This window comes from Mycolicibacterium chitae (genome assembly GCF_900637205.1).
Lineage (GTDB): Bacteria > Actinomycetota > Actinomycetes > Mycobacteriales > Mycobacteriaceae > Mycobacterium > Mycobacterium chitae.
The window spans coordinates 2,951,359-2,970,004 of record NZ_LR134355.1 but is presented as its reverse complement, the minus strand read 5'-3'; the positions used below and the strand labels follow the sequence as shown (position 1 = coordinate 2,970,004).

Sequence of the window (18,646 nt, the reverse complement as noted above, 5' to 3'; positions counted from 1 at the left end):
CATGACCACGACACCGAACGATCTCCCGCAGCGCGCCGAGGACGCTCTGCGCCTGGCCCGCCTCAACCTGCGGACCCGATTCCAAAAGCTCGCCAGCTCCACCAAGAGCATGGATGTCGAGACCATCGAGATCTTCCACGATGCTCTCGACGCCGCCCGGAGCGCCAATAGGGAGGCACGTTGACCACCCAAGAACCCGAGTACGTCCGCCTCCGAGTACCCGTCGACACCATCGAGCAGACCGTGGACAAGGTCGTCCTGGCCATCATGGCCGACCCCGACACCGACGGCGTCGCGCACTACCTCGTCGTCAACACCGACGACCTCGGCTGCTACAAGCTCAAGCTCACCGACGACGCCACAGCATCCCTGCTCGCCCAATGCGTCGCACACAACGACCTCGGCGAACGACTCCTGCGCGAACAGGACACCCAGTGATCGCCCGCCCCTGCACCGGCTGCGGCGACATCATCGCCACCGGGTCACGGTGTGCTGACTGCCGACCCACCCGCGCCAGCACCCCACCCCGCTCCCACGTCGCCTACGCCAACAACGGCAAGTGGAAGAACCTCTCCAAACGGCTCCGCAAGGCCAGCCCATTCTGCGAGTTCTGCGGCGGCACCGACCATTTGCAGGTCGACCACATCATCCCCGAGAGCATCGCCCCCGAACTGGCCTACACAGAGGAGAACCTGCGCGTCCTGGACCGCGACTGCAACAACCCCCGCCAGGCCACCTACACCCACGAGGAGGCCCAGACGGTCCTCGCACGCCTACACGCGACCTACCGACGCCGACCCACCCGAGCCGGCCGCGACCGCATCGCAGCCGCCGAGCGCGCCCTCGCCGACCTGGGGGGAGGCCCCAAAGCGCAGGTCAGACCGACGGCCGGCAAGGCACAGAGGGCGTTACATACCCTAGGGGGGTATGGGTGAAAGCGGGTCCGAAGGCTGCGGTTGACGACTCTGCGCTGCCGTGGCGGCCTCGGTCGAAGGGATCGGCCCGGTTCGCCAAGTTCTGCGAGACGTACATCAAGGTGCCGAAGGGGACCGGGGCACGGTCGCCGTTGCGGTTGCGGTCCTGGCAGCGGGATCTGGTCGGCTCGGTGCTCGACGCAGACCCCCGTCCGCGCACTGCGGGATGGATGCTGCCGCGCGGGCAAGGGAAGTCGAGTCTGACGGCCGCGTTGGGTGTCTATGAGCTGTTCGAGGGCGGTGAGGGTGCCACGGTGTGCGTGGTCGCCGTCGACGAGCGCCAGGCCGGGATCGTGTTCAACATCGCCCGCCGCATGGTGGAGCTTGACGAGGATCTGTCGTCGCGGTGTCAGGTGTTCAAGGAACGCTTGTATATCCCGAACACCGACAGCACCTTTCACTGCCTGCCGGCCGAACCGAAACGCCTTGAAGGTCTGGACTACACCCTGGCCATCCTCGACGAGGCCGGCGTTGCCAACCGGGACTCCTATGAGGTGCTGACGCTGGCGCAGGGCAAGCGGGAAATCTCGACGCTGGTGTGCATCGGGACCCCGGGGCCGAACCTCGACGATCAGGTGCTGCTGGATCTGCGGTCCCACGCCGCTGACAACCCCGAGGACACCTCGCTGGTGTGGCGAGAGTACTCGGCGGCCGGATTCGAGGACCACCCACCGGATTGCTCGCACTGCTGGGAGTTGGCCAACCCGGCGCTCGACGACTACTTGCACCGTGATGCTCTCCATGCGTTGTTGCCGCCCAAGACGCGGGAGGCGACGTTCCGGCGTGCCCGGTTGTGCCAGTTGCCCATCGACAACGACGGCGCGTTTCTGCCGCCAGGAGTTTGGGACAGCTTGTCCACGAATGAGCCGGTCCCGGTCGGTGTCGACGTGGTCCTGGCCCTCGATGGCTCGTACAACGGCGACACCACTGCGTTGCTTGTGGCCACGGTGTCACCGGAACCGCACTTCGATGTGGTCCGGGTGTGGGACCCGAAGGGCGACACGGACTACCGGGTACCGGTGGCCGAGGTCGAGCAGACCATCCGGGAGTCCTGCAAACGGTGGCGGGTGCAGGAGATCTGCGCGGACCCGTTCCGGTTCACCCGCACATTGCAGGCACTGGAGGCGGAGCGGTTGCCGATTGTGGAGTTTCCGCACTCACCGTCTCGGCTGACCGCTGCGACCACGGATTTGTACAAGGCGTGCGTAAACGGTGCGCTGACCCACTCCGGGCACCCGACCCTGGCCGCTCACGTCGCGGCTGCGGTGATCAGGGAAGACCCGCGCGGGATGCGACTGGACAAAGCCAGTCGGTCGCGTCACGCCCGAAAGATCGACTGCGCCGCCTGCCTGGTGATGGCGCATTCACGTGCCACCTGGCGCGCAACCAAGAAGAAGAACCGAGCAAGGAGTTTCAAACGATGACCGACACACTGACCCTGCTGCTGCAACGACTCGACGAGCAGAAGCCCCGCTATCACGACCTGGAGATGTACTACGCGGGCACACAACCATTGTCCTTCCTGGCGCCCGAGGCCCGCGAAGCGTTGGGCAGCCGGTTCGCCCGGATCTCGTCGAACCTGCCCCGGTTGGCGATCACCGCGCTGACGGAACGGTTGCGGCCCATCGGATTCGATGGCGTCGACGTGTGGGCCGACTGGCTGCGCTGCGACATGGACGAGCTGTCCCGCACCGCCCACCGTGAGGCCCTGCTGCTCGGCCAGTCCTATCTGATCTGCTGGACCGACAGCTACGGCCGGCCCCTGGTGACCGTGGAATCCGCCCACCAGATGACCGCACTGCGTGACCCGGGCACTCGCCGCCTGACCTACGCGATCAAGAGGTGGGAAACCGCGACGACGACCGAGGCCATCGTCTACGGCCCGGAGGTCATCACCCGCTACCGCGCCAATTCCACTGGGGCTACCACCGCAGGATTCAAGACCGTTGACGAGATCGCCAACCCGCTCGGTGTGGTCCCAGTGGTGCGGCTGCTGAACTCAGATCGCATCCTCGATGAGGGTGTCTCGGAGATCGAGGACCTGATCCCGCTCGTCGACGCGCTCAACAAGCTGCTGGCCGACATTCTGGTGTCCTCGGAGAACGCTGCCCGCCCACGTCGTTTCGCCACCGGCATCGAGCTCGAGGAGGTCCCGGTCCTCGACGAAGACGGGGAGGAGACCGGGGAAACCGAGTCGGTCAACCCGTTCCCGGAGTCCGACAAGATGATGATCTCCGAGAACGACAGCAGTCGCTTCGGCCAGCTCGACGCCGCGGACCTCACCGGCTACGAGCGGGCCGTGGATGTCATCACCCAGCAGATCAGCGCGGTGTCCGGCCTGCCGGCCCACATGCTCGGCATCACCCACGACAACCCTGCCTCGGCCGACGCGCTGCGGGCCGCGGAGTCGTCGCTGACCGCCCGCGCCGAGGCACGGCAAGCCCAGTTCGGCCGCAGCTGGGAGGATCTGGCGCGGCTGATCGTCGGGGTCCGCGACGGCGCTGATCCCCAGCAGGTCGATGTCCGGGTCGAGTGGGCAGACCCGTCGACCCGCTCCGAAGCTCAGGCCGCCGACGCGGTGACGAAACTGTTCGGCGCTGGCCTGCTGCCCGCCTCCTATGCCCTCAAGCGGTTGGGCTACACCGACGAGCAGGTGGCCGAGATCCGGGCCGCACGCCGCGCTGAAGCCCTCGACGCCCAGGCCATCGACCTCACCCGGCTGGTGTCCTGATGACCCCATACCAGGAACGGCTGCTGGAGTTGGCCATCGAATCGGAGTCCGCGGCGATCAGCTTGTGGTGGCGCATCGACGAGATCGGCGACGACGTGTTCTCTGCGCACCTGGCCGCCGTGGTCGCCATGCACAACGCGCAAGCCGCCTCCCTTGCCGCGACCGCGTTCGCCGCACAGGCCACGGTCGCGGTCGGTTCGGCGATACCGGTCGCCGTGACCGACCTGCGAGATCGGGACATCAACCGGCTCGCCAAAGCCGCCACCACCGTCATCGAAGTAGCCAGGGAATCCCCGGTCCCGGAGAACATCATCGGCCGCCTGGCCCGCGCCGAACCCCTCAAAATCGCATCCGACACCTACCAGGAACAGGTCGCCAGCTCCGAGCTGGTGGAGGGCTGGACCCGAGGCATGGACGCCGACCCGTGCCAGCTCTGTCAGTGGTGGTCCCGTGAGGGCCGGGTCTGGCCCAAAGCCCACCCGTTCCAACGTCACACCGGCTGCGCGTGCGTACCGATCCCGGTATGGCGCAAGGAAATCCAATCAACGATGTACACGAGACAAAGGAGAACCGCATGACCGACCATTTTCCCGGCGCCGAGAAAGTCGACGATAACGAGATCCCCGGGGGATCGGATTTGAAATCCGACCAAGTTGCCGACAGCGGGCAGCCCGACGCCGAGGCCGGCCAAACCGAGGCAGGCCCCGACGACGAGCCCGACACCTTCCCACGGTCCTACGTCGAGGAACTGCGCCAGGAGAACGGCAGATACCGGCAACGCGCCCAGCAGGCTGATGAGTACGCCCGCCGGCTGCACACCGAGCTGGTCCGGGCGACGGGGCGGTTGGCCGACCCGACCGATCTGGCGTTCGACCCCGACCACCTGGACGACAGTGACAAGCTGTCACGCACTATCGACGAGCTGCTGGCCTCAAAGCCGCACCTGGCCGCCCGCAAGCCCACCGGGGACATTGGGCAGGGAATGTCAGGGGGTACCTCTACCGTCGACCTCGCCGCCATCCTGCGCGGCAAAGCCGGATAGAGGGGAAGAGCACCATGTCGACATCGAAGGCCCAATACGAGGCCGCCGAAGCGCTGTACAAGGCAATTACGGAAGAGGTCGCCCGCGCCAAAGACTTCGGCACGCCTGCCGCGGTGCTCGAACAATTGGCGCACGCGTACTCGCTCGTTGCCGAGGCACGAGTAATTGATCCGGATGCGCCCAAGAAGGGCCGCGGCGCGTTCGTAGGCTAATACCCCCGAGGGGTATCATGATGGGGTCGGTCCTGGTGGCCGGCCCCATCGTTGTCCTGGTGGCACGGGTTCCTCGAATCCCTCTGTCGATAGGACACTCTCATGGCCCTTGGTACCGGCGACATCGCCGAACTGTTGAACGACCAGGTTGCATCCCTGCTGGTGCAGCCCCTCGAAGCGCAATCGGTGGTGCTGTCCTCCGGTGTGCGCATCTTCGACTCCGCAGGCGTACTACGCATCCCGAAGCTCACCGGCAGCTCGGCGGTCGGCTACGTCGCAGAGAACGCCGAGATCCCCTCGACGCACGAAACCACCTTCGACGAGATCGTGCTGATGCCGACCGACCGCAAGTCGATCAAGGTCATCGAACGATTCAGCCGGGAATCGGTGCGTCAGTCCGTCATTGGCCTCGACGCCGTTCTCAAGGCCCGCCTGGTCAAGGTCGTCGGTGACAAGCTGGACTCCGAACTGCTCGCCGGCACCGGAGCATCCGACGGCATCACCGGCATCATCAACCAGAACGGAGTCGAAACCGGGGTCTTCAACGCGGCCGACCCGGACACGATCCTCGACGGCATCGCCACGCTGAACGCCAACGAGGTCACCCCAAACCGGATCTTCCTGTCCGGCGCGGATTTTAGCTCGATGAGGAAGATCAAAGAGTCCACCGGCAGTAAGCGGTATCTGCTGCAACCCGATCCGTCACGGGAGGCCGGCTACACGCTGTTCGGGGTCCCGGCGACCGTCACCAACAAGCTGACCGCCGGCACTGCCGTCATCGCGGACATGTCGACGGTGGCCGTCGTGCGCGACACCGCCCCGTCCATCACGGTCCTGACCGAACGCTACGCGGAGTTCGACCAGCTCGGCCTGCGCGTCACAACCCGCTACGACCTCGGCCTGCTGCACCCCGAGGCTGTCGTCGTCCTCGGTGAAGACGGCTCGTAATGGCCGAAGTCAACCCGGCAACCGTCTCCGCGCTGCTCGATCCCAACGAGGCCAGCGCGGAGACGGCCGTGCCGATCATCACCGTCATGGCCAAGGCCTACACCCGTGGCAACGGCTTCACCGGCAATGAACCCAACGACGACATTGCCGCCGCGATCACCACCGCAGCAGCGCGGCTGGCCGCCAACGGAACACAGATCCCCGTGGACTTCACCACCGGCCAGTTCGGAAAGTCGCTTAGGGGAGCGTTCACCGGCTGGACCACCGCAGAACTCGCCGTCCTGAACCGCTACCGGAGACGAGCCGCATAGGCGACAGTAGCCGGCCCCGCCACCTTGAGTGATGGCGGGGCCGGATGGGGTCTGCTGCTAAATCTTGCTCGCGTTTCAAACGCGACCCTGTGGCTTCGGGTGACGGGGGCAGGAGTCCCAATGCTCACAGGTGGAGCAGCCGTTGCCGGCCCACTGCTCGGCGAGGTCAGCGGCGGCGAGGATTGCTTTCGCGATGCGGCGTGCATCGGCGACGGTGTGACCGCTGTCGTTCAAGTAGACGTGCGGGCCGTCGTCGCCTTCCGTGGCGACGGTGCCATCTTCGAACTGGGTCACAACGCAGCGGATGTCTTCTTTGCCCCGACTGAACTCCGGGGACCAGACGCACCGGTAACCAGGCGCACCGTCGGTCGGCGACTGCCAGTCGTCGGTGTAGCTGGCGTCAGCGCCAGGCGGGGGGGCGATGTCGGGATGGGCTGTGGTGGTCATGGCAATCTCCTCGATCCGTAGTCGAGAGGAGGACGCTATTGCCCGTTAGTTGCCCAAGGTCTTGGCGACCGGTCCGGTATGCCGTTGGACCTGCGGCAATGCTGGTGCGCGATACTGGGATTGAACCAGTGACCTCTTCCGTGTCAGGGAAGCGCTCTCCCGCTGAGCTAATCGCGCCGGGTCGAAAATTGGAGGTGGAGACGGGAATCGAACCCGTGTGCACGGCTTTGCAGGCCGTTGCCTCACCACTCGGCCACTCCACCGCTGGGGTTGATGCCACTGCACCTTCGAGCGGATGACGGGATTCGAACCCGCGACCCTCACCTTGGCAAGGTGATGCGCTACCAGCTGCGCTACATCCGCGTGCCACGAGCGAGATCGTCGCTCGTCGCGAAGCAGAACACTAGTCCACGCGGGCACGCAGACACAAATCCCTTGCTCGCCAGCGTTGATCGGCGCCGCCGACCGGGCTCAGAACAGGTCGTAGGCCTCCCTCGAAATGGTGAACCCGCGGCCGTCGGAGTTACTGCACCGCATCCCGGCGGGCTCGCTGTTGCAGGACAATCCGCCGCTGGCGTGGAACTGCCCGTAAGGCAGCGCGGAACCGGCCCCCAGGGTGGTGTCTCCGGCGCAGACGAACTCGGCCGGCCCGTGGGCGTCGAGGCTGATGCCCTGTCCGTAGCCGGTCTGGCTCGGGCAGTCCGCCGGCCGCGGTGGCGGGGCCCAGGTGCGCTCGTTGATGTCGCAGCGCACATATCCGGGCTCGATGAAGCAGCCGATGTTGCCGCTGGGCGAGGTGAAGAATTCGATGTCGGCACCAGCGGCCGGCGCGGTGGCCAGCGTCCCCAACAGGCACGCGGCCAGCACGATCAGACGTTGCATGGCGTCAAGATAATCCGCAGGTCGGGCCCGCGGAGTCCGAATGGGATATCGATTCTGGGCCGCCCTGATCGGCGTGCTAGTCTTCTGCCTCGTCCAATCCCATGGCATTCCGGTCCCGTAGCTCAGTGGGAGAGCGTCCGCCTCACACGCGGAAGGTCGCTGGTTCGAAACCAGCCGGGACCACCCCGAACACGAACGGCGGCCCACCCGGGCCGCCGTTCGTCGTTTCGGCGCCGCGCCTATCCGATGCGGATCAGCTTCTTGTTCACGAACTCGTCGATCCCGAAGCGGCCGAGCTCCCGTCCGAAACCGGACCGCTTGACCCCGCCGAACGGCAATTCGACGCCCTCGGCGCCCACGCAGTTGACGAACACCATGCCGGCCTCGATCTTGTCGGCGACCCGCTTGGCCTGCTCGGTGTCGGTGGCGTACACGTAGGAGCCCAACCCGAACGGGGTGTCGTTGGCCAGTTCGACGGCCTCGTCCTCGGAGGACACCTTGTAGACGGTGGCCACCGGACCGAACAGCTCCTCCTTGTAGGCCGGCGAGTCCGGGGTGACGCCGGTGAGCACGCCGGGCGGGAAGAACGCGCCCTTGCGGTCGCCGTTGGACACCAGGTTGGCGCCGTTGTCGACGGCCCGCTTGACCTGTTCGGCCAGCCGGTCGGCGGCGGCCACCGACGACAGCGGGGCCAGCCCGTCGGCCTTCTCGAGCACCTTCTTGGTGAACTTGTCCAGGAAGTCGTCGTAGATGCCCTCGGCGACGATGATCCGCTTGGCGGCGTTGCACGCCTGTCCGGTGTTCTCGAAGCGGCCCTCCACGGCGGCCTCCACCGTGGCGTCCAGGTCGTCGGAGCCGAGCACGATGAACGGGTCGGACCCGCCGAGTTCGAGCACCACCTTCTTGAGGTTGCGCCCGGCGACCTCGGCCACCGCGGCCCCGGCGCGTTCGGAGCCGGTCAGCGAAACCCCTTGCACGCGTGGGTCGGCGATGGTCTCGGCGATCTGCTCGTTGGTGGCGTAGACGTTGACGTAGGCGCCCGGCGGGTAGCCGGCGTCGTCGAAGATCTGCTGCAGCGCGGCGGCGGATTCGGGGCACTGCGGGGCGTGCTTGAGCACGATCGTGTTGCCCAACGTCAGGTTCGGGCCCGCGAAGCGGGCCACCTGGTAGTAGGGGTAGTTCCACGGCATGATGCCCAGCAGCACGCCGACCGGCGAGCGCCGGATCAACGCCGAGCCCTCACCCTCGAGCAGCGTGATGGGCTCGTCGGCCAGGAACTTCTCGGCGTTGTCGGCGTAGTACTCGTAGATCGCCGCGGAGAACTCCGCCTCACCCTTGGCCTCGTCGTAGGGCTTGCCCATCTCGCGGCCGATGATCTTGGCCAACTCGTCGGCGCGTTCGGCGTGCAACTGGCCGACCTTGCGGATCAGTGCGGCCCGGTCGGCCACCGAGGTGGTCTTGGACCATTCCCGGAACGCCGTGCTGGCCGCGGCCAGCGCCTGTTCCATCTGCTCGTCGGTGGCGGTCGGGTACTCCTGGATGGTTTCCCCGGTCGCGGGATCGACGACGGCGTAATGGCTCATGACGGGATCTCCTTCACGGTGCGCTCGGACGGTTCCGATGCGGCCAGCCTATGCGGCTCAGGACCCGGTGTACCCGGTCTTTCGGCGAGCGAAATCCGTCAGGCCGACAGGCCCGCCGCACGGGCGTACCGGCGGCCAACTGATCGCCGACGGCGTCGAGCGTCGCGGCCATCATCTTCGACTGAAACGGCCCGGGCGCAACGGCATTCACCAAGCTCTTCGGCGCCAGCACGTGGGCCATGTCCGCAAGCTAGACCGTCATTCGATGATCCCGGTGCTGCTGCGGGTGGTCAGCTCCGCGCCGCCCTTGCCGAGCGTCAGGCCCAGCGCCGCCATCAGCGCCGCCAGACCGAAGTGCAGCCAGTTGTCGGCGGTGTTCACCGGCACGAAGTTGGCCGCCGAGTCCTGGCCGATGACCACTCCGTAGACGCCGAGCGCCGCGTAGAGCACGGCACTGACCAGGAGATACAACCTGGCCTGCACGAACGTCCGCGACAGCGCCGGCCCCGCCACACCGAATGCCAGATGCACCAGGTTGTGCAGGATCGACACGTGGAAGATGCCCAGCAGCATCGCCCCGGAATGGTGGCCCGCGAAGGTCAGCTGGTCGAAATTCGTGGTGATGCCCGGGACGAAGCCCAGGATCCCGACCACCAGGAACACCGCGCCGACGACCAGAGCGGCAAGTTGGACCGGAGCCCGACCGGTGTGCGGTCGTGAGGGGGAAGAGGTGGCCATGATTGCTCCTGCGACGACGGATGTGGTGCCACAGCAGTTCTCCGGAACGGCCCGTTTCAAACATTCCCGCCGGTCAGGCCAGCCGCGTGGGCGGCACCTCGTCGTCGCCCTCGAGGAACTCCCGGATCCGGATGAAACCCTCGTGCCGCCACGCCTGGATCACCCACACCAGCGCGATCACCGGCAGCGGACCCAGCGCCGCCCACCACCGCGCCCCCGGGGGCACCAGGTCGGCGATCATCATCGCCCGCGGCACCCCGTCGACGAAGGCCGGCAGCCACTCGTTGAGCAGGATCGTCAGCATCCGGGTGGTCTCGAACGGTCCGATCAGGGTCGCCACAGACCAGGACACGCACGCGATGATCAGCGCCCACGGCCACGCCAACATCAGCGACTGGTCGTCGACGATGTCGGCCGCCGAGCGGATGGATTCGGCGATGAACGCGAAACCCAGCACCGCCAGCAGGACGCCGACTTGGGCGGCCAGCAGATCCTCGATCACCGAGTTGGCCAACTCGTCGCCGCGGCGGGTGGGCAGCCCGATCGCCAGCGACAGCAATCCGGCCACCAGCGCGAGCAGAGTCAGGTGCGAACTGGAGTCGCCGACCCGGCGAAACGAATCGGTGAGGATGCGGGTGACCAGGCGCGACGAGGCCCGCGGTCCGGTGCGGTACAGGATCATCACCACCAGCCCGGAGATCACGACCGAGGTCAGCCACGCGACGATCGCCGTGCAGATGATCACCAGCGCCAGTGAGCCGATCAGCGGCACCAACAGCGCATCCTCTTCGCTGTCGCTGCGCACCACCAGCAACGGCACCACCCCGATGGCCAGCACCCCGACGGCGCGCACCAGCAAAGGGAAGGTGAACAGCGTGATGTCGCCGGCGTCGAAGTCGGGGTCGCGCCGCCGAATGCCGTCGACCTCGGCGGCCAACACCGAGCGCGCGTTGCGCAGCGACATTTTGCCCGGCATGCCCGAATCCTAGGTAGCCCGACCGGTTCGCAGGGCGTCCCACGCCGGTCCGGCAGCAGCGCCGCGCCGGGCAGGCAATACGGTGGTCAGCGTGGTCAACGATCAACGGCACTCCGGTGGCGGTTTCAACGTTCCGGAACCGACCACCAAGGGCGGACCGGATTTCGGCAGATTCGTTGCCGGCGTGCGCCGCCTGCAGGACCACGCCCGCACCATCGACGCGCCCGACGAGGTGATCACCGAGGCCGCCGACCTGCTCGACAAGCTCTCGGCCCTGCTGACCCCGTACGACGGCGACGAGTGGACCACCCCCTCGGGGCGGCGCTTCGACCTGCCGAACCGCGGCGGTGTGCTGGGTGTGCCGTCGGAGTTGGCCAAGACCGGCGAGAACGAGGTGTCCGGCCCGGTCCGGTTCAACCGGTTCTACCTGGGCCGCAACGGCGCCGCCCACGGCGGCAGCCTGGGCCTGCTGTTCGATTCGGTGCTCGGCTACACCGCGGCGGTGCTGACCGGCGGCATGCATCAGCGGACGGCGTTCCTGCACGTCGACTACCGCAAGATCGTCCCGGTCGAGAAGACGCTGCGCGTGCAGGCCCGACTGGCCGGCGAGGAGGGCCGCAAGATCTTCGTCGAGGCCAGCCTCTACGACGATGACGACCCGGGCCAGGCCGGGGCGGTGTTGCTGGCCGAATCCCACGCCTTGTTCGTCAAGCTCAAACCCGGTCAGCCGTGACCCCGGAGTTTGTCCGCACCTGGCAGCGTTGGCGCGACGGTCTGCGCCGCCGCCCGGTGGCCAACGCCGTCTACCGCACCGTCCTCGGCGCCGTCGGGACCCTGGTGCTGGCCGTCGGCATAGTCGCCATCCCGTACCCGGGCCCGGGGTGGGCCATCGTGTTCCTGGGCCTGGGCATTCTGGCTACCGAGTTTGCCTGGGCCAAGCGGGTGCTGAGGTTCGTGCGGGTGCGCTACGACCGGTTCATGGCCTGGTTCTGGCTGCAGGGTCTGTGGATCCAGATCGTGGGCGCGCTGTTCACCGCGGCCGTCGTGCTCGGCACCCTGTGGGTGTTGGGAGCGCTCGGCTGGGGCGCGGCTCTCGTCGGCCTGGATTGGCCGTGGCTCCAGAGCCCGCTGGGCATCGGGTCATGAGTACAACTGCGCAGACCCGCCCCGATAGCATGGTCGCCGTCTGCACCCCCGCATACCTGGCCCGCATTACAAGACTGGAGATACGCCGATGAGCGCCCCCGCACACCCCGACGCAGCAGCCCCGATCCGGGTTCCTGCCGGGACCACCGCGGGCGCGGCCGTCCGCGAGGCCGATCTGCCGGGCCGGGGCGCCGCCAACGCGATCGTGGTGGTGGCAGATCCCGAGGGCAAGCTGCGTGACCTGAGCTGGGTCCCGGACGTCGACGTGGAGGTGACGCCGGTGGCCGCCGACACCGAGGCCGGCCGCAGCGTCATTCGGCATTCCGCGGCGCACGTGTTGGCCCAGGCCGTGCAGGAGATGTTCCCCGAGGCCAAGTTGGGCATCGGCCCGCCGATCACCGACGGGTTCTACTACGACTTCGACGTCGCCGAACCGTTCACCCCGGAGCATCTCGAGGCGCTCGAGAAGCGGATGCGCAAGATCGTCAAGGACGGTCAGCTCTTCGAACGTCGCGTCTACGAGTCCAAGGACGAGGCGCGCCGCGAACTGCAGTCCGAGCCCTACAAACTCGAACTCGTCGACGACAAGTCCGGTGACCCGGACGTCATGGAGGTCGGCGGCGACGAGCTGACCGCCTACGATAACCTCAACCCGCGCACCCGGGAACGGGTTTGGGGTGATCTGTGCCGCGGCCCGCACATCCCCACCACCAAGTACATCCCGGCGTTCAAGCTGACCCGCAGTTCGGCCGCCTATTGGCGCGGCGATCAGAACAACGCCAGCCTGCAACGCATCTACGGCACGGCGTGGGAGTCGCAGGAGGCGCTGGACCATCACCTCGAACTGATCGAGGAGGCGCAGCGGCGCGATCACCGCAAGCTCGGCGTGGAGCTCGACCTGTTCAGCTTCCCCGACGAATTGGGTTCGGGCCTACCGGTTTTCCATCCCAAGGGTGGCGTGATCCGCAAGGAGCTCGAGGACTACTCGCGCAGCAAGCATGCCCAGGCCGGCTACGAGTTCGTCAACACCCCGCACATCACCAAGGAACAGCTCTACGTCACCTCGGGGCACCTGGAGTGGTACGCCGAGGGCATGTATCCGGCGATGCACATCGATGCCGAGTACGACGCTGACGGGCAGCTGCGCAAGCCGGGGCAGAACTACTACCTCAAGCCGATGAACTGCCCGATGCACCACCTGATCTACCGCTCGCGCGGTCGGTCTTACCGCGAATTGCCGTTGCGGCTCTTCGAGTTCGGTTCGGTGTACCGCTACGAGAAGTCCGGCGTGGTGCACGGCCTGACCCGGGTGCGCGGGATGACTCAGGACGATGCGCACATCTACACCACCCGCGAGCAGATGCGCGACGAGTTGGCCTCGCTGCTGCAGTTCGTGTTGGACTTGTTGAGCGACTACGGGTTGGACGACTTCTACCTGGAGCTGTCCACCAAGGATCCCGACAAGTATGTGGGTTCGGATCAGGTGTGGGAGGAGGCCACCGAGACGCTGCGCGAGGTCGCGGAGTCCTCGGGGCTGCACCTGGTGCCCGACCCGGGCGGCGCGGCGTTCTACGGGCCCAAGATCTCCGTGCAGGTCAAGGACGCGCTGGGCCGTAGCTGGCAGATGTCGACCATCCAGCTGGACTTCAACATGCCCGAGCGATTCGAGCTCGAGTACACCGCGGCCGACGGCAGCCGGCAGCGGCCGGTGCTGATCCACCGGGCGCTGTTCGGTTCCATCGAACGGTTCTTCGGCGTGCTCACCGAGCATTACGCCGGCGCGTTCCCCGCCTGGCTGGCCCCCGTGCAGGCGGTCGGCATTCCCGTCGCCGACGCCCACGTCGAATATCTGGAAGACGTTGCCGCGCAGCTGAAGTCGCACGGCATCCGGGTCGAGGTGGACTCCAGCGACGACCGGATGGCCAAGAAGATCGTCAACCAGACCAACATGAAGGTGCCGTTCCTGCTGCTGGCCGGCGACCGCGACGTCGAGGCGTCGGCGATCAGCTTCCGCTTCGCCGACCGCACCCAGGTCAACGGAGTGCCCCGGGACGCCGCGGTGGCCGCCATCGCCGGTTGGGTGGCCGACCGGCGCAACGACACCCCGACCGCGGAGCTCGTCAACGAACTACTCGAGGCGGGCGGCTGCGGGAGCGCGCAATGACCGACGACGAGGGGCAGTTGCGCGATTCCGGTGTGGGCAAACCCGATCACCTGCAGCGGCTGTGGACCCCGCACCGGATGAACTACATCGTCGGGGCGCTCAAGGAGGGCGGCTCCGCCGCGGCGTCCGGCTCGGCGGCCTCCAAGCAGCCGTTCACCGACATCCCGCACATGGCCGACGAGGACGGGCTGGTGGTGGCTCGCGGCGAGCTGGTCTACGCCGTGCTCAACCTCTACCCGTACAACCCGGGTCACCTGATGGTGGTGCCGTACCGGCGCGTCGCCGAGCTCGAGGACCTGCACGCCGACGAGAGTTCGGAGCTGATGGCGTTCACGCAGAAGGCGATTCGCGTGATGAAGTCGGTGTCCAAGCCCGACGGGTTCAACGTGGGGCTCAACCTCGGCCGCTCGGCCGGCGGCTCGCTGGCCGAGCATCTGCACATGCACATCGTGCCGCGGTGGAGCGGCGATGCGAACTTCATCACCGTGATCGGTGACGCCAAGGTGATCCCGCAACTGCTGCGCGACACCCGCGCCCTGCTGGCCGAGGAATGGTCCCAGCTGCCGTGAGCGATTTCTACCTGATGACCCGGGCGGCCTACGCCAAACTCAGCCGCCCGGTCGCCAAGGTGGCCCTCAAGGCCGGGCTGACCCCGGACAGCATCACCATCATCGGCACCGCGGGCACGGTGATCGCCGCGCTGACGCTGTTCCCGGTCGGGCAGTTGTGGTGGGGCGCGGTCGCGGTGTCGTTCTTCGTGCTGGCCGACATGCTTGACGGTGCCATGGCCCGGCAGCGCGGCTACGGCACCCGATTCGGCGCCGTGCTCGACGCCACCTGCGACCGCATCGCCGACGGCGCGGTGTTCTGCGGGTTGCTGTGGTGGGCCGCGTTCGGGTTGCAGAGCACCCCGCTGGTGGTCGCCACCATGATCTGCCTGGTCACCTCCCAGGTCATCTCGTATGTGAAGGCGCGCGCCGAGGCCACCGGGCTCAGCGGTGGCGGCGGCCTGATCGAGCGACCCGAACGCCTGATCATCGTGTTGGTCGGCGCCGGCCTGTCGGATCTGCCGTTCTTCGGACTGCCGTGGCTGCTCGACGTCGCGATGTGGGTGCTGGCGGTGGCCAGCATGGTCACCGTGGCCCAACGGGTGCACGCGGTGCGCAGTTCGCCCGGCGCCATCGACCCGCTGCCCGACGGGCAGTCGATCGCCGGTGAGCCCGACGGCGGGTCGCCGCCCCCGCCCGAACCGAGCGAGCACTGATGTCGACCCCCACGTCGGGCCTGCCGGGGGTGCCCAGGGTGCGGGGTCTGACCACGCCGTTCAGCGGCCAATTGTCGGACTGGGGTTACGCGGCGGGTTGGCGGCTGGTGCGCGCCATGCCGGAGACCCTTGCCCGCAACGCCTTTGACGCCGGGGCGTTGTACGCGTCGCGGTCCGGCGGTCCCGAGCAGCTGCGCAAGAACCTGTCGCGGGTGCTGGGTGTGCCGCCCGCCGAGGTGCCCAACTCGCTGATCCGCGCGGCGCTGGCCTCCTACGCCCGCTACTGGCGCGAGGCGTTCCGGCTGCCGTCGATGGACCTGCAGAAGCTCGGTGAGCGCCTCGACCCGTGCCTGCACGGCCGCGAGCATCTCGAGGCCGGCATGGCCGCGGGGCGCGGCACCATCGTCGCGTTGCCGCACAGCGGCAACTGGGACATGGCCGGGGTGTGGTTCGTCCAGCACTACGGCAAGCTCACCACCGTCGCCGAGCGGCTCAAGCCCGAGTCGCTGTACCAGCGCTTCATCGACTACCGCGAGACCCTCGGGTTCGAGATCCTGCCGCTGACCGGCGGGGAGCGTCCGACCTTCGAGGTGCTCTGCGAGCGGTTGCGCGCCAACGGGATGATCTGCCTGATGGCCGACCGCGACCTGACCCGCAGCGGTGTACAGGTGGACATGTTCGGCGAGGCGACGCGGCTGCCCGCCGGCCCCGCGCGGCTGGCGCTCGAGACGGGCGCCACGCTGTTGACGGCGCATCTGTGGAACGAGCCCGAGGACTGGCGATTCGAGGTGTCCGGGCCCGTCGACGTCAGTTCCGGGGACATCACCACCATCGCCCAGCAACTCGCCGACCGCTTCGCCGCCGGGATCGCGGCGCATCCCGCAGACTGGCACATGCTGCAGCCGCAGTGGATAGCCGATCTGTCCGACGAACGACGAGCACGACTGGACGACGCGGGGGAGCGTTGATGCGCATCGGAATGGTGTGTCCCTACTCATTCGATGTCCCGGGCGGGGTGCAATCGCATGTGCTGCAACTCGCCGAGGTGATGCGCGCCCAGGGGCACGAGGTCAGCGTGCTGGCGCCGTCGTCGAGCGATGTGACGCTGCCGGACTACGTGGTCTCCGGCGGCAAGGCGGTGCCCATTCCCTACAACGGTTCGGTGGCCCGGCTGCGGTTCGGCCCGGCCACCCACCGCAAGGTCAAGAAATGGCTCGCCGAGGGCGATTTCGACGTGCTGCACCTGCACGAACCCAATGCCCCGAGCCTGTCGATGCTCGCGCTGCAGGCCGCCGAGGGACCCATCGTGGCCACCTTCCACACCTCGACCACGAAATCGCTGACGCTGTCGGTGTTCCAGGGCATCCTGCGGCCCTATCACGAGAAGATCGTCGGCCGGATCGCCGTGTCGGATCTGGCGCGCCGCTGGCAGATGGAGGCGTTGGGCTCCGACGCGGTCGAGATCCCCAACGGCGTCGACGTGACCGCCTTCTCCGACGCCGTCCCGATGCCCGGCTATCCGCGGCCGGGCAAATCGGTGCTGTTCCTCGGCCGCTTCGACGAACCGCGCAAGGGCATGGCGGTGTTGCTGCGTGCGCTGCCGGCGCTGGTCGACCGGTTCCCCGAGCTGGAGATCCTCATCGTCGGCCGCGGCGACGAGGACGAATTGCGCGGCGCGGCAGGTAAATTGGCCAAGCACCTGCGCTTCCTCGGGCAGGTCGACGACGTGGAGAAGGCCAGCGCGTTGCGCAGCGCCGACGTGTACTGCGCACCCAACACCGGCGGGGAGAGCTTCGGCATTGTGTTGGTGGAGGCGATGGCCGCCCACACCGCGGTGGTCGCCAGCGACCTGGACGCCTTCCGGCGCGTGCTGGTCGACGGCCGCGCGGGACGGCTGGTTCCGGTCGACGACTCCGCGGCGCTGGCGGCCGCGCTGATCGAGGTGCTGGACGACTCCGCCGAGCGTGCGCGGCTGGTCGCCGCCGCCGACGACGCGGTGCAGCGCTACGACTGGTCGGAGGTTTCCCGGCAGATCATGCGGGTCTACGAGACGGTGGCCGGCCCCGGCATCAAGGTCGGGGTCTCCGGTGCCGCCGGCCGCAGCGAGCTGTCCGGGGGCCGGCGGTGACGCTGTGGCTGGTGCTCGCGGTCGTGGTGGCCGTGCTCGCCGTCGCGTTGATCGGCGGGTGGGCCTACCAGACCGCCAACCGGCTGGACCGCCTGCACGTGCGTTACGACCTGTCCTGGCAGGTGCTCGACGCCGCGCTGGGCCGGCGCGCCGTCGTCGCCCGGGCCGTCGCGGGCAGCGCCAGCGACACCGTCGGGGACAGTACGCGGCTGGTCGCCCTGGCCGACGCCGCCGAACGGGCGCCGCGCTCGACCCGGGAGGCCGCCGAGAACGAGCTGTCGGCCGCGTTGGCCGCCGTCGACATCGCCCGGCTGCCGACCGCCCTGGTGGCCGAGTTGGCCGACGTCGAGGCCCGGGTGCTGTTGGCCCGGCGCTTCCACAACGACGCGGTGCGCGACACCCTGGCGCTGCGGGAACGCCCGGTGGTCCGGTTGCTGCGCCTCGGCGGGCACGCCCCGTTGCCGGGGTACTTCGAGATCGCCGAGCGCGCCGAGATCGGCCCGCCGGCCGGGGAGGCCACCGTCCGCAGCTCGGCGCGGGTGGTGCTGCTCGACGAGGGCGGCAGCGTGTTGTTGCTCTGCGGTGTCGACCCGGCGATCACCGACGGGTCCGCCCGGCGCTTCTGGTTCACCATCGGCGGGCAGGCGCGGCCCGGGGAACGGCTGGTCCAGGCCGCGGTGCGGGAACTGACCGAGGAAACGGGACTGCGGGTGCCGCCGGCCGAGATGGTCGGGCCCGTGTGGCGCCGCGACGCGATGATCGACTTCAACGGCGCGGTGGTCCGCAGCCAGGAGTACTTCTTCGTGCACCGGACCCGGCGCTTCGAACCCTCGACGGCCGGCCGCACCGACCTCGAGCACCGTTACATCCTCGGGCACCGGTGGTGTGATGCTGCGCATATCGCCGAGCTCGTCGCGGCCGGGGAGTCGGTGTACCCGACGCAGCTCGGGGAGTTGTTGGCCAGCGCGAATGACGTCGCGAGGACCGGTGCGCACTCCGGCGCGGCGGACACCGAACCGGCGGAGCACCGGCTGCGCGCCATCCACTGATCGGCCGTGGGATTTCGGCTTGCCGATCAGCATTAGACTCGATCAAGGACC

The 18,646-nt window shown here is 68.0% G+C and carries 24 protein-coding genes and 4 tRNA genes; 19 read left to right on the top strand and 9 right to left on the bottom strand.

Features of this window, described 5'->3' with window-relative positions; translation table 11 throughout:
* Position 1: 1 nt before the first annotated feature.
* From EL338_RS26175 to EL338_RS13970, 10 genes are all read left to right on the top strand, one after another.
* Positions 2–184, top strand: a complete 183-nt coding sequence (locus EL338_RS26175) for a hypothetical protein (protein WP_163792163.1) — start codon at positions 2–4, stop codon at positions 182–184.
* Positions 181–438, top strand: a complete 258-nt coding sequence (locus tag EL338_RS26170; protein ID WP_163792161.1) for a hypothetical protein — start codon at positions 181–183, stop codon at positions 436–438. Before EL338_RS26175 ends, EL338_RS26170 begins: the two co-directional genes overlap by 4 nt.
* Positions 435–935 carry an HNH endonuclease signature motif containing protein gene (locus EL338_RS26165; protein WP_163792159.1) on the top strand — a complete coding sequence of 167 codons (501 nt, stop codon included), beginning with the start codon at positions 435–437 and terminating at the stop codon, positions 933–935. Before EL338_RS26170 ends, EL338_RS26165 begins: the two co-directional genes overlap by 4 nt.
* Positions 932–2,398 (top strand): terminase large subunit domain-containing protein, encoded by a 1,467-nt coding sequence (locus tag EL338_RS14000; RefSeq protein WP_126334302.1) that lies wholly within the window; start codon positions 932–934, stop codon positions 2,396–2,398. The genes EL338_RS26165 and EL338_RS14000 overlap by 4 nt, the downstream gene beginning before the upstream one ends.
* On the top strand, positions 2,395–3,705 hold the full coding sequence (locus tag EL338_RS13995) for a phage portal protein (protein ID WP_126334301.1): 1,311 nt from the start codon (positions 2,395–2,397) through the stop codon (positions 3,703–3,705). The genes EL338_RS14000 and EL338_RS13995 overlap by 4 nt, the downstream gene beginning before the upstream one ends.
* Positions 3,705–4,283 carry a hypothetical protein gene (locus tag EL338_RS26560; RefSeq protein ID WP_235666145.1) on the top strand — a complete coding sequence of 193 codons (579 nt, stop codon included), beginning with the start codon at positions 3,705–3,707 and terminating at the stop codon, positions 4,281–4,283. Before EL338_RS13995 ends, EL338_RS26560 begins: the two co-directional genes overlap by 1 nt.
* The gene (locus EL338_RS13985) at positions 4,280–4,747 is read left to right on the top strand and encodes a hypothetical protein (RefSeq protein ID WP_126334300.1); all 468 of its coding nucleotides are present in this window, start codon (positions 4,280–4,282) and stop codon (positions 4,745–4,747) included. Before EL338_RS26560 ends, EL338_RS13985 begins: the two co-directional genes overlap by 4 nt.
* Positions 4,748–4,761: 14 nt before the next feature.
* Positions 4,762–4,959, top strand: a complete 198-nt coding sequence (locus tag EL338_RS13980) for a hypothetical protein (protein WP_126334299.1) — start codon at positions 4,762–4,764, stop codon at positions 4,957–4,959.
* A gap of 102 nt (positions 4,960–5,061) precedes the next feature.
* Positions 5,062–5,907, top strand: a complete 846-nt coding sequence (locus EL338_RS13975; protein ID WP_126334298.1) for a phage major capsid protein — start codon at positions 5,062–5,064, stop codon at positions 5,905–5,907.
* The gene (locus tag EL338_RS13970) at positions 5,907–6,218 is read left to right on the top strand and encodes a hypothetical protein (RefSeq protein WP_126334297.1); all 312 of its coding nucleotides are present in this window, start codon (positions 5,907–5,909) and stop codon (positions 6,216–6,218) included. Before EL338_RS13975 ends, EL338_RS13970 begins: the two co-directional genes overlap by 1 nt.
* 75 nt (positions 6,219–6,293) lie before the next feature.
* On the opposite strand, the gene EL338_RS13965 is transcribed toward EL338_RS13970, so the two are convergent.
* The 5 genes from EL338_RS13965 to EL338_RS13945 form a co-directional block, all read right to left on the bottom strand.
* Complete coding sequence (locus EL338_RS13965; protein ID WP_126334296.1) at positions 6,294–6,665, bottom strand: hypothetical protein; 372 nt, start codon at positions 6,663–6,665, stop codon at positions 6,294–6,296.
* A gap of 102 nt (positions 6,666–6,767) precedes the next feature.
* A tRNA-Val gene (locus tag EL338_RS13960) sits at positions 6,768–6,842 on the bottom strand.
* Positions 6,843–6,854: 12 nt separating this feature from the next.
* A tRNA-Cys gene (locus EL338_RS13955) sits at positions 6,855–6,928 on the bottom strand.
* A gap of 27 nt (positions 6,929–6,955) precedes the next feature.
* A tRNA-Gly gene (locus EL338_RS13950) sits at positions 6,956–7,028 on the bottom strand.
* A gap of 108 nt (positions 7,029–7,136) precedes the next feature.
* Complete coding sequence (locus EL338_RS13945) at positions 7,137–7,547, bottom strand: DUF6636 domain-containing protein (protein WP_126334295.1); 411 nt, start codon at positions 7,545–7,547, stop codon at positions 7,137–7,139.
* Between the two features lie 111 nt (positions 7,548–7,658).
* Here EL338_RS13945 and EL338_RS13940 point away from each other — a divergent pair.
* Positions 7,659–7,730: transfer RNA gene (locus tag EL338_RS13940), tRNA-Val, on the top strand.
* Between the two features lie 56 nt (positions 7,731–7,786).
* On the opposite strand, the gene EL338_RS13935 is transcribed toward EL338_RS13940, so the two are convergent.
* The 4 genes from EL338_RS13935 to EL338_RS13920 form a co-directional block, all read right to left on the bottom strand.
* A complete protein-coding gene (locus EL338_RS13935) occupies positions 7,787–9,130 on the bottom strand; it encodes an NAD-dependent succinate-semialdehyde dehydrogenase (RefSeq protein ID WP_126334294.1) in 1,344 nt (447 codons plus the stop codon).
* Between the two features lie 13 nt (positions 9,131–9,143).
* Entirely contained in the window at positions 9,144–9,371 is a 228-nt protein-coding gene (locus tag EL338_RS26940) for a Rossmann-fold NAD(P)-binding domain-containing protein (RefSeq protein WP_179967204.1), read from the bottom strand.
* Positions 9,372–9,388: 17 nt separating this feature from the next.
* A complete protein-coding gene (locus EL338_RS13925) occupies positions 9,389–9,868 on the bottom strand; it encodes a DUF4383 domain-containing protein (protein ID WP_126334293.1) in 480 nt (159 codons plus the stop codon).
* A gap of 73 nt (positions 9,869–9,941) precedes the next feature.
* On the bottom strand, positions 9,942–10,844 hold the full coding sequence (locus tag EL338_RS13920) for a hypothetical protein (protein ID WP_126334292.1): 903 nt from the start codon (positions 10,842–10,844) through the stop codon (positions 9,942–9,944).
* A 91-nt stretch (positions 10,845–10,935) separates the two neighbouring features.
* On the opposite strand from EL338_RS13920, the gene EL338_RS13915 reads away from it, so the two are divergent.
* The 8 genes from EL338_RS13915 (at position 10,936) to EL338_RS13880 (ending at position 18,595) form a co-directional block, all read left to right on the top strand.
* The gene (locus EL338_RS13915) at positions 10,936–11,577 is read left to right on the top strand and encodes a PaaI family thioesterase (RefSeq protein ID WP_126334291.1); all 642 of its coding nucleotides are present in this window, start codon (positions 10,936–10,938) and stop codon (positions 11,575–11,577) included.
* Positions 11,574–11,990: a TIGR02611 family protein gene (locus tag EL338_RS13910; RefSeq protein WP_126334290.1), complete on the top strand. Its 417-nt coding sequence runs from the start codon at positions 11,574–11,576 to the stop codon at positions 11,988–11,990. The genes EL338_RS13915 and EL338_RS13910 overlap by 4 nt, the downstream gene beginning before the upstream one ends.
* An 88-nt stretch (positions 11,991–12,078) precedes the next feature.
* A complete protein-coding gene (gene thrS / locus EL338_RS13905; RefSeq protein ID WP_126334289.1) occupies positions 12,079–14,154 on the top strand; it encodes a threonine--tRNA ligase in 2,076 nt (691 codons plus the stop codon).
* The gene (locus EL338_RS13900; RefSeq protein ID WP_126334288.1) at positions 14,151–14,723 is read left to right on the top strand and encodes an ATP adenylyltransferase; all 573 of its coding nucleotides are present in this window, start codon (positions 14,151–14,153) and stop codon (positions 14,721–14,723) included. The genes thrS and EL338_RS13900 overlap by 4 nt, the downstream gene beginning before the upstream one ends.
* Positions 14,720–15,418, top strand: coding sequence for a phosphatidylinositol phosphate synthase (pgsA, locus tag EL338_RS13895; RefSeq protein WP_126334287.1), 699 nt, complete (start codon positions 14,720–14,722; stop codon positions 15,416–15,418). Before EL338_RS13900 ends, pgsA begins: the two co-directional genes overlap by 4 nt.
* The gene (locus EL338_RS13890; RefSeq protein WP_126334286.1) at positions 15,418–16,386 is read left to right on the top strand and encodes a phosphatidylinositol mannoside acyltransferase; all 969 of its coding nucleotides are present in this window, start codon (positions 15,418–15,420) and stop codon (positions 16,384–16,386) included. The genes pgsA and EL338_RS13890 overlap by 1 nt, the downstream gene beginning before the upstream one ends.
* Positions 16,386–17,546 carry a glycosyltransferase family 4 protein gene (locus tag EL338_RS13885; protein ID WP_126334285.1) on the top strand — a complete coding sequence of 387 codons (1,161 nt, stop codon included), beginning with the start codon at positions 16,386–16,388 and terminating at the stop codon, positions 17,544–17,546. Before EL338_RS13890 ends, EL338_RS13885 begins: the two co-directional genes overlap by 1 nt.
* Positions 17,543–18,595, top strand: coding sequence for an NUDIX hydrolase (locus EL338_RS13880; RefSeq protein ID WP_126334284.1), 1,053 nt, complete (start codon positions 17,543–17,545; stop codon positions 18,593–18,595). The genes EL338_RS13885 and EL338_RS13880 overlap by 4 nt, the downstream gene beginning before the upstream one ends.
* The last annotated feature ends 51 nt before the right edge of the window (positions 18,596–18,646 follow it).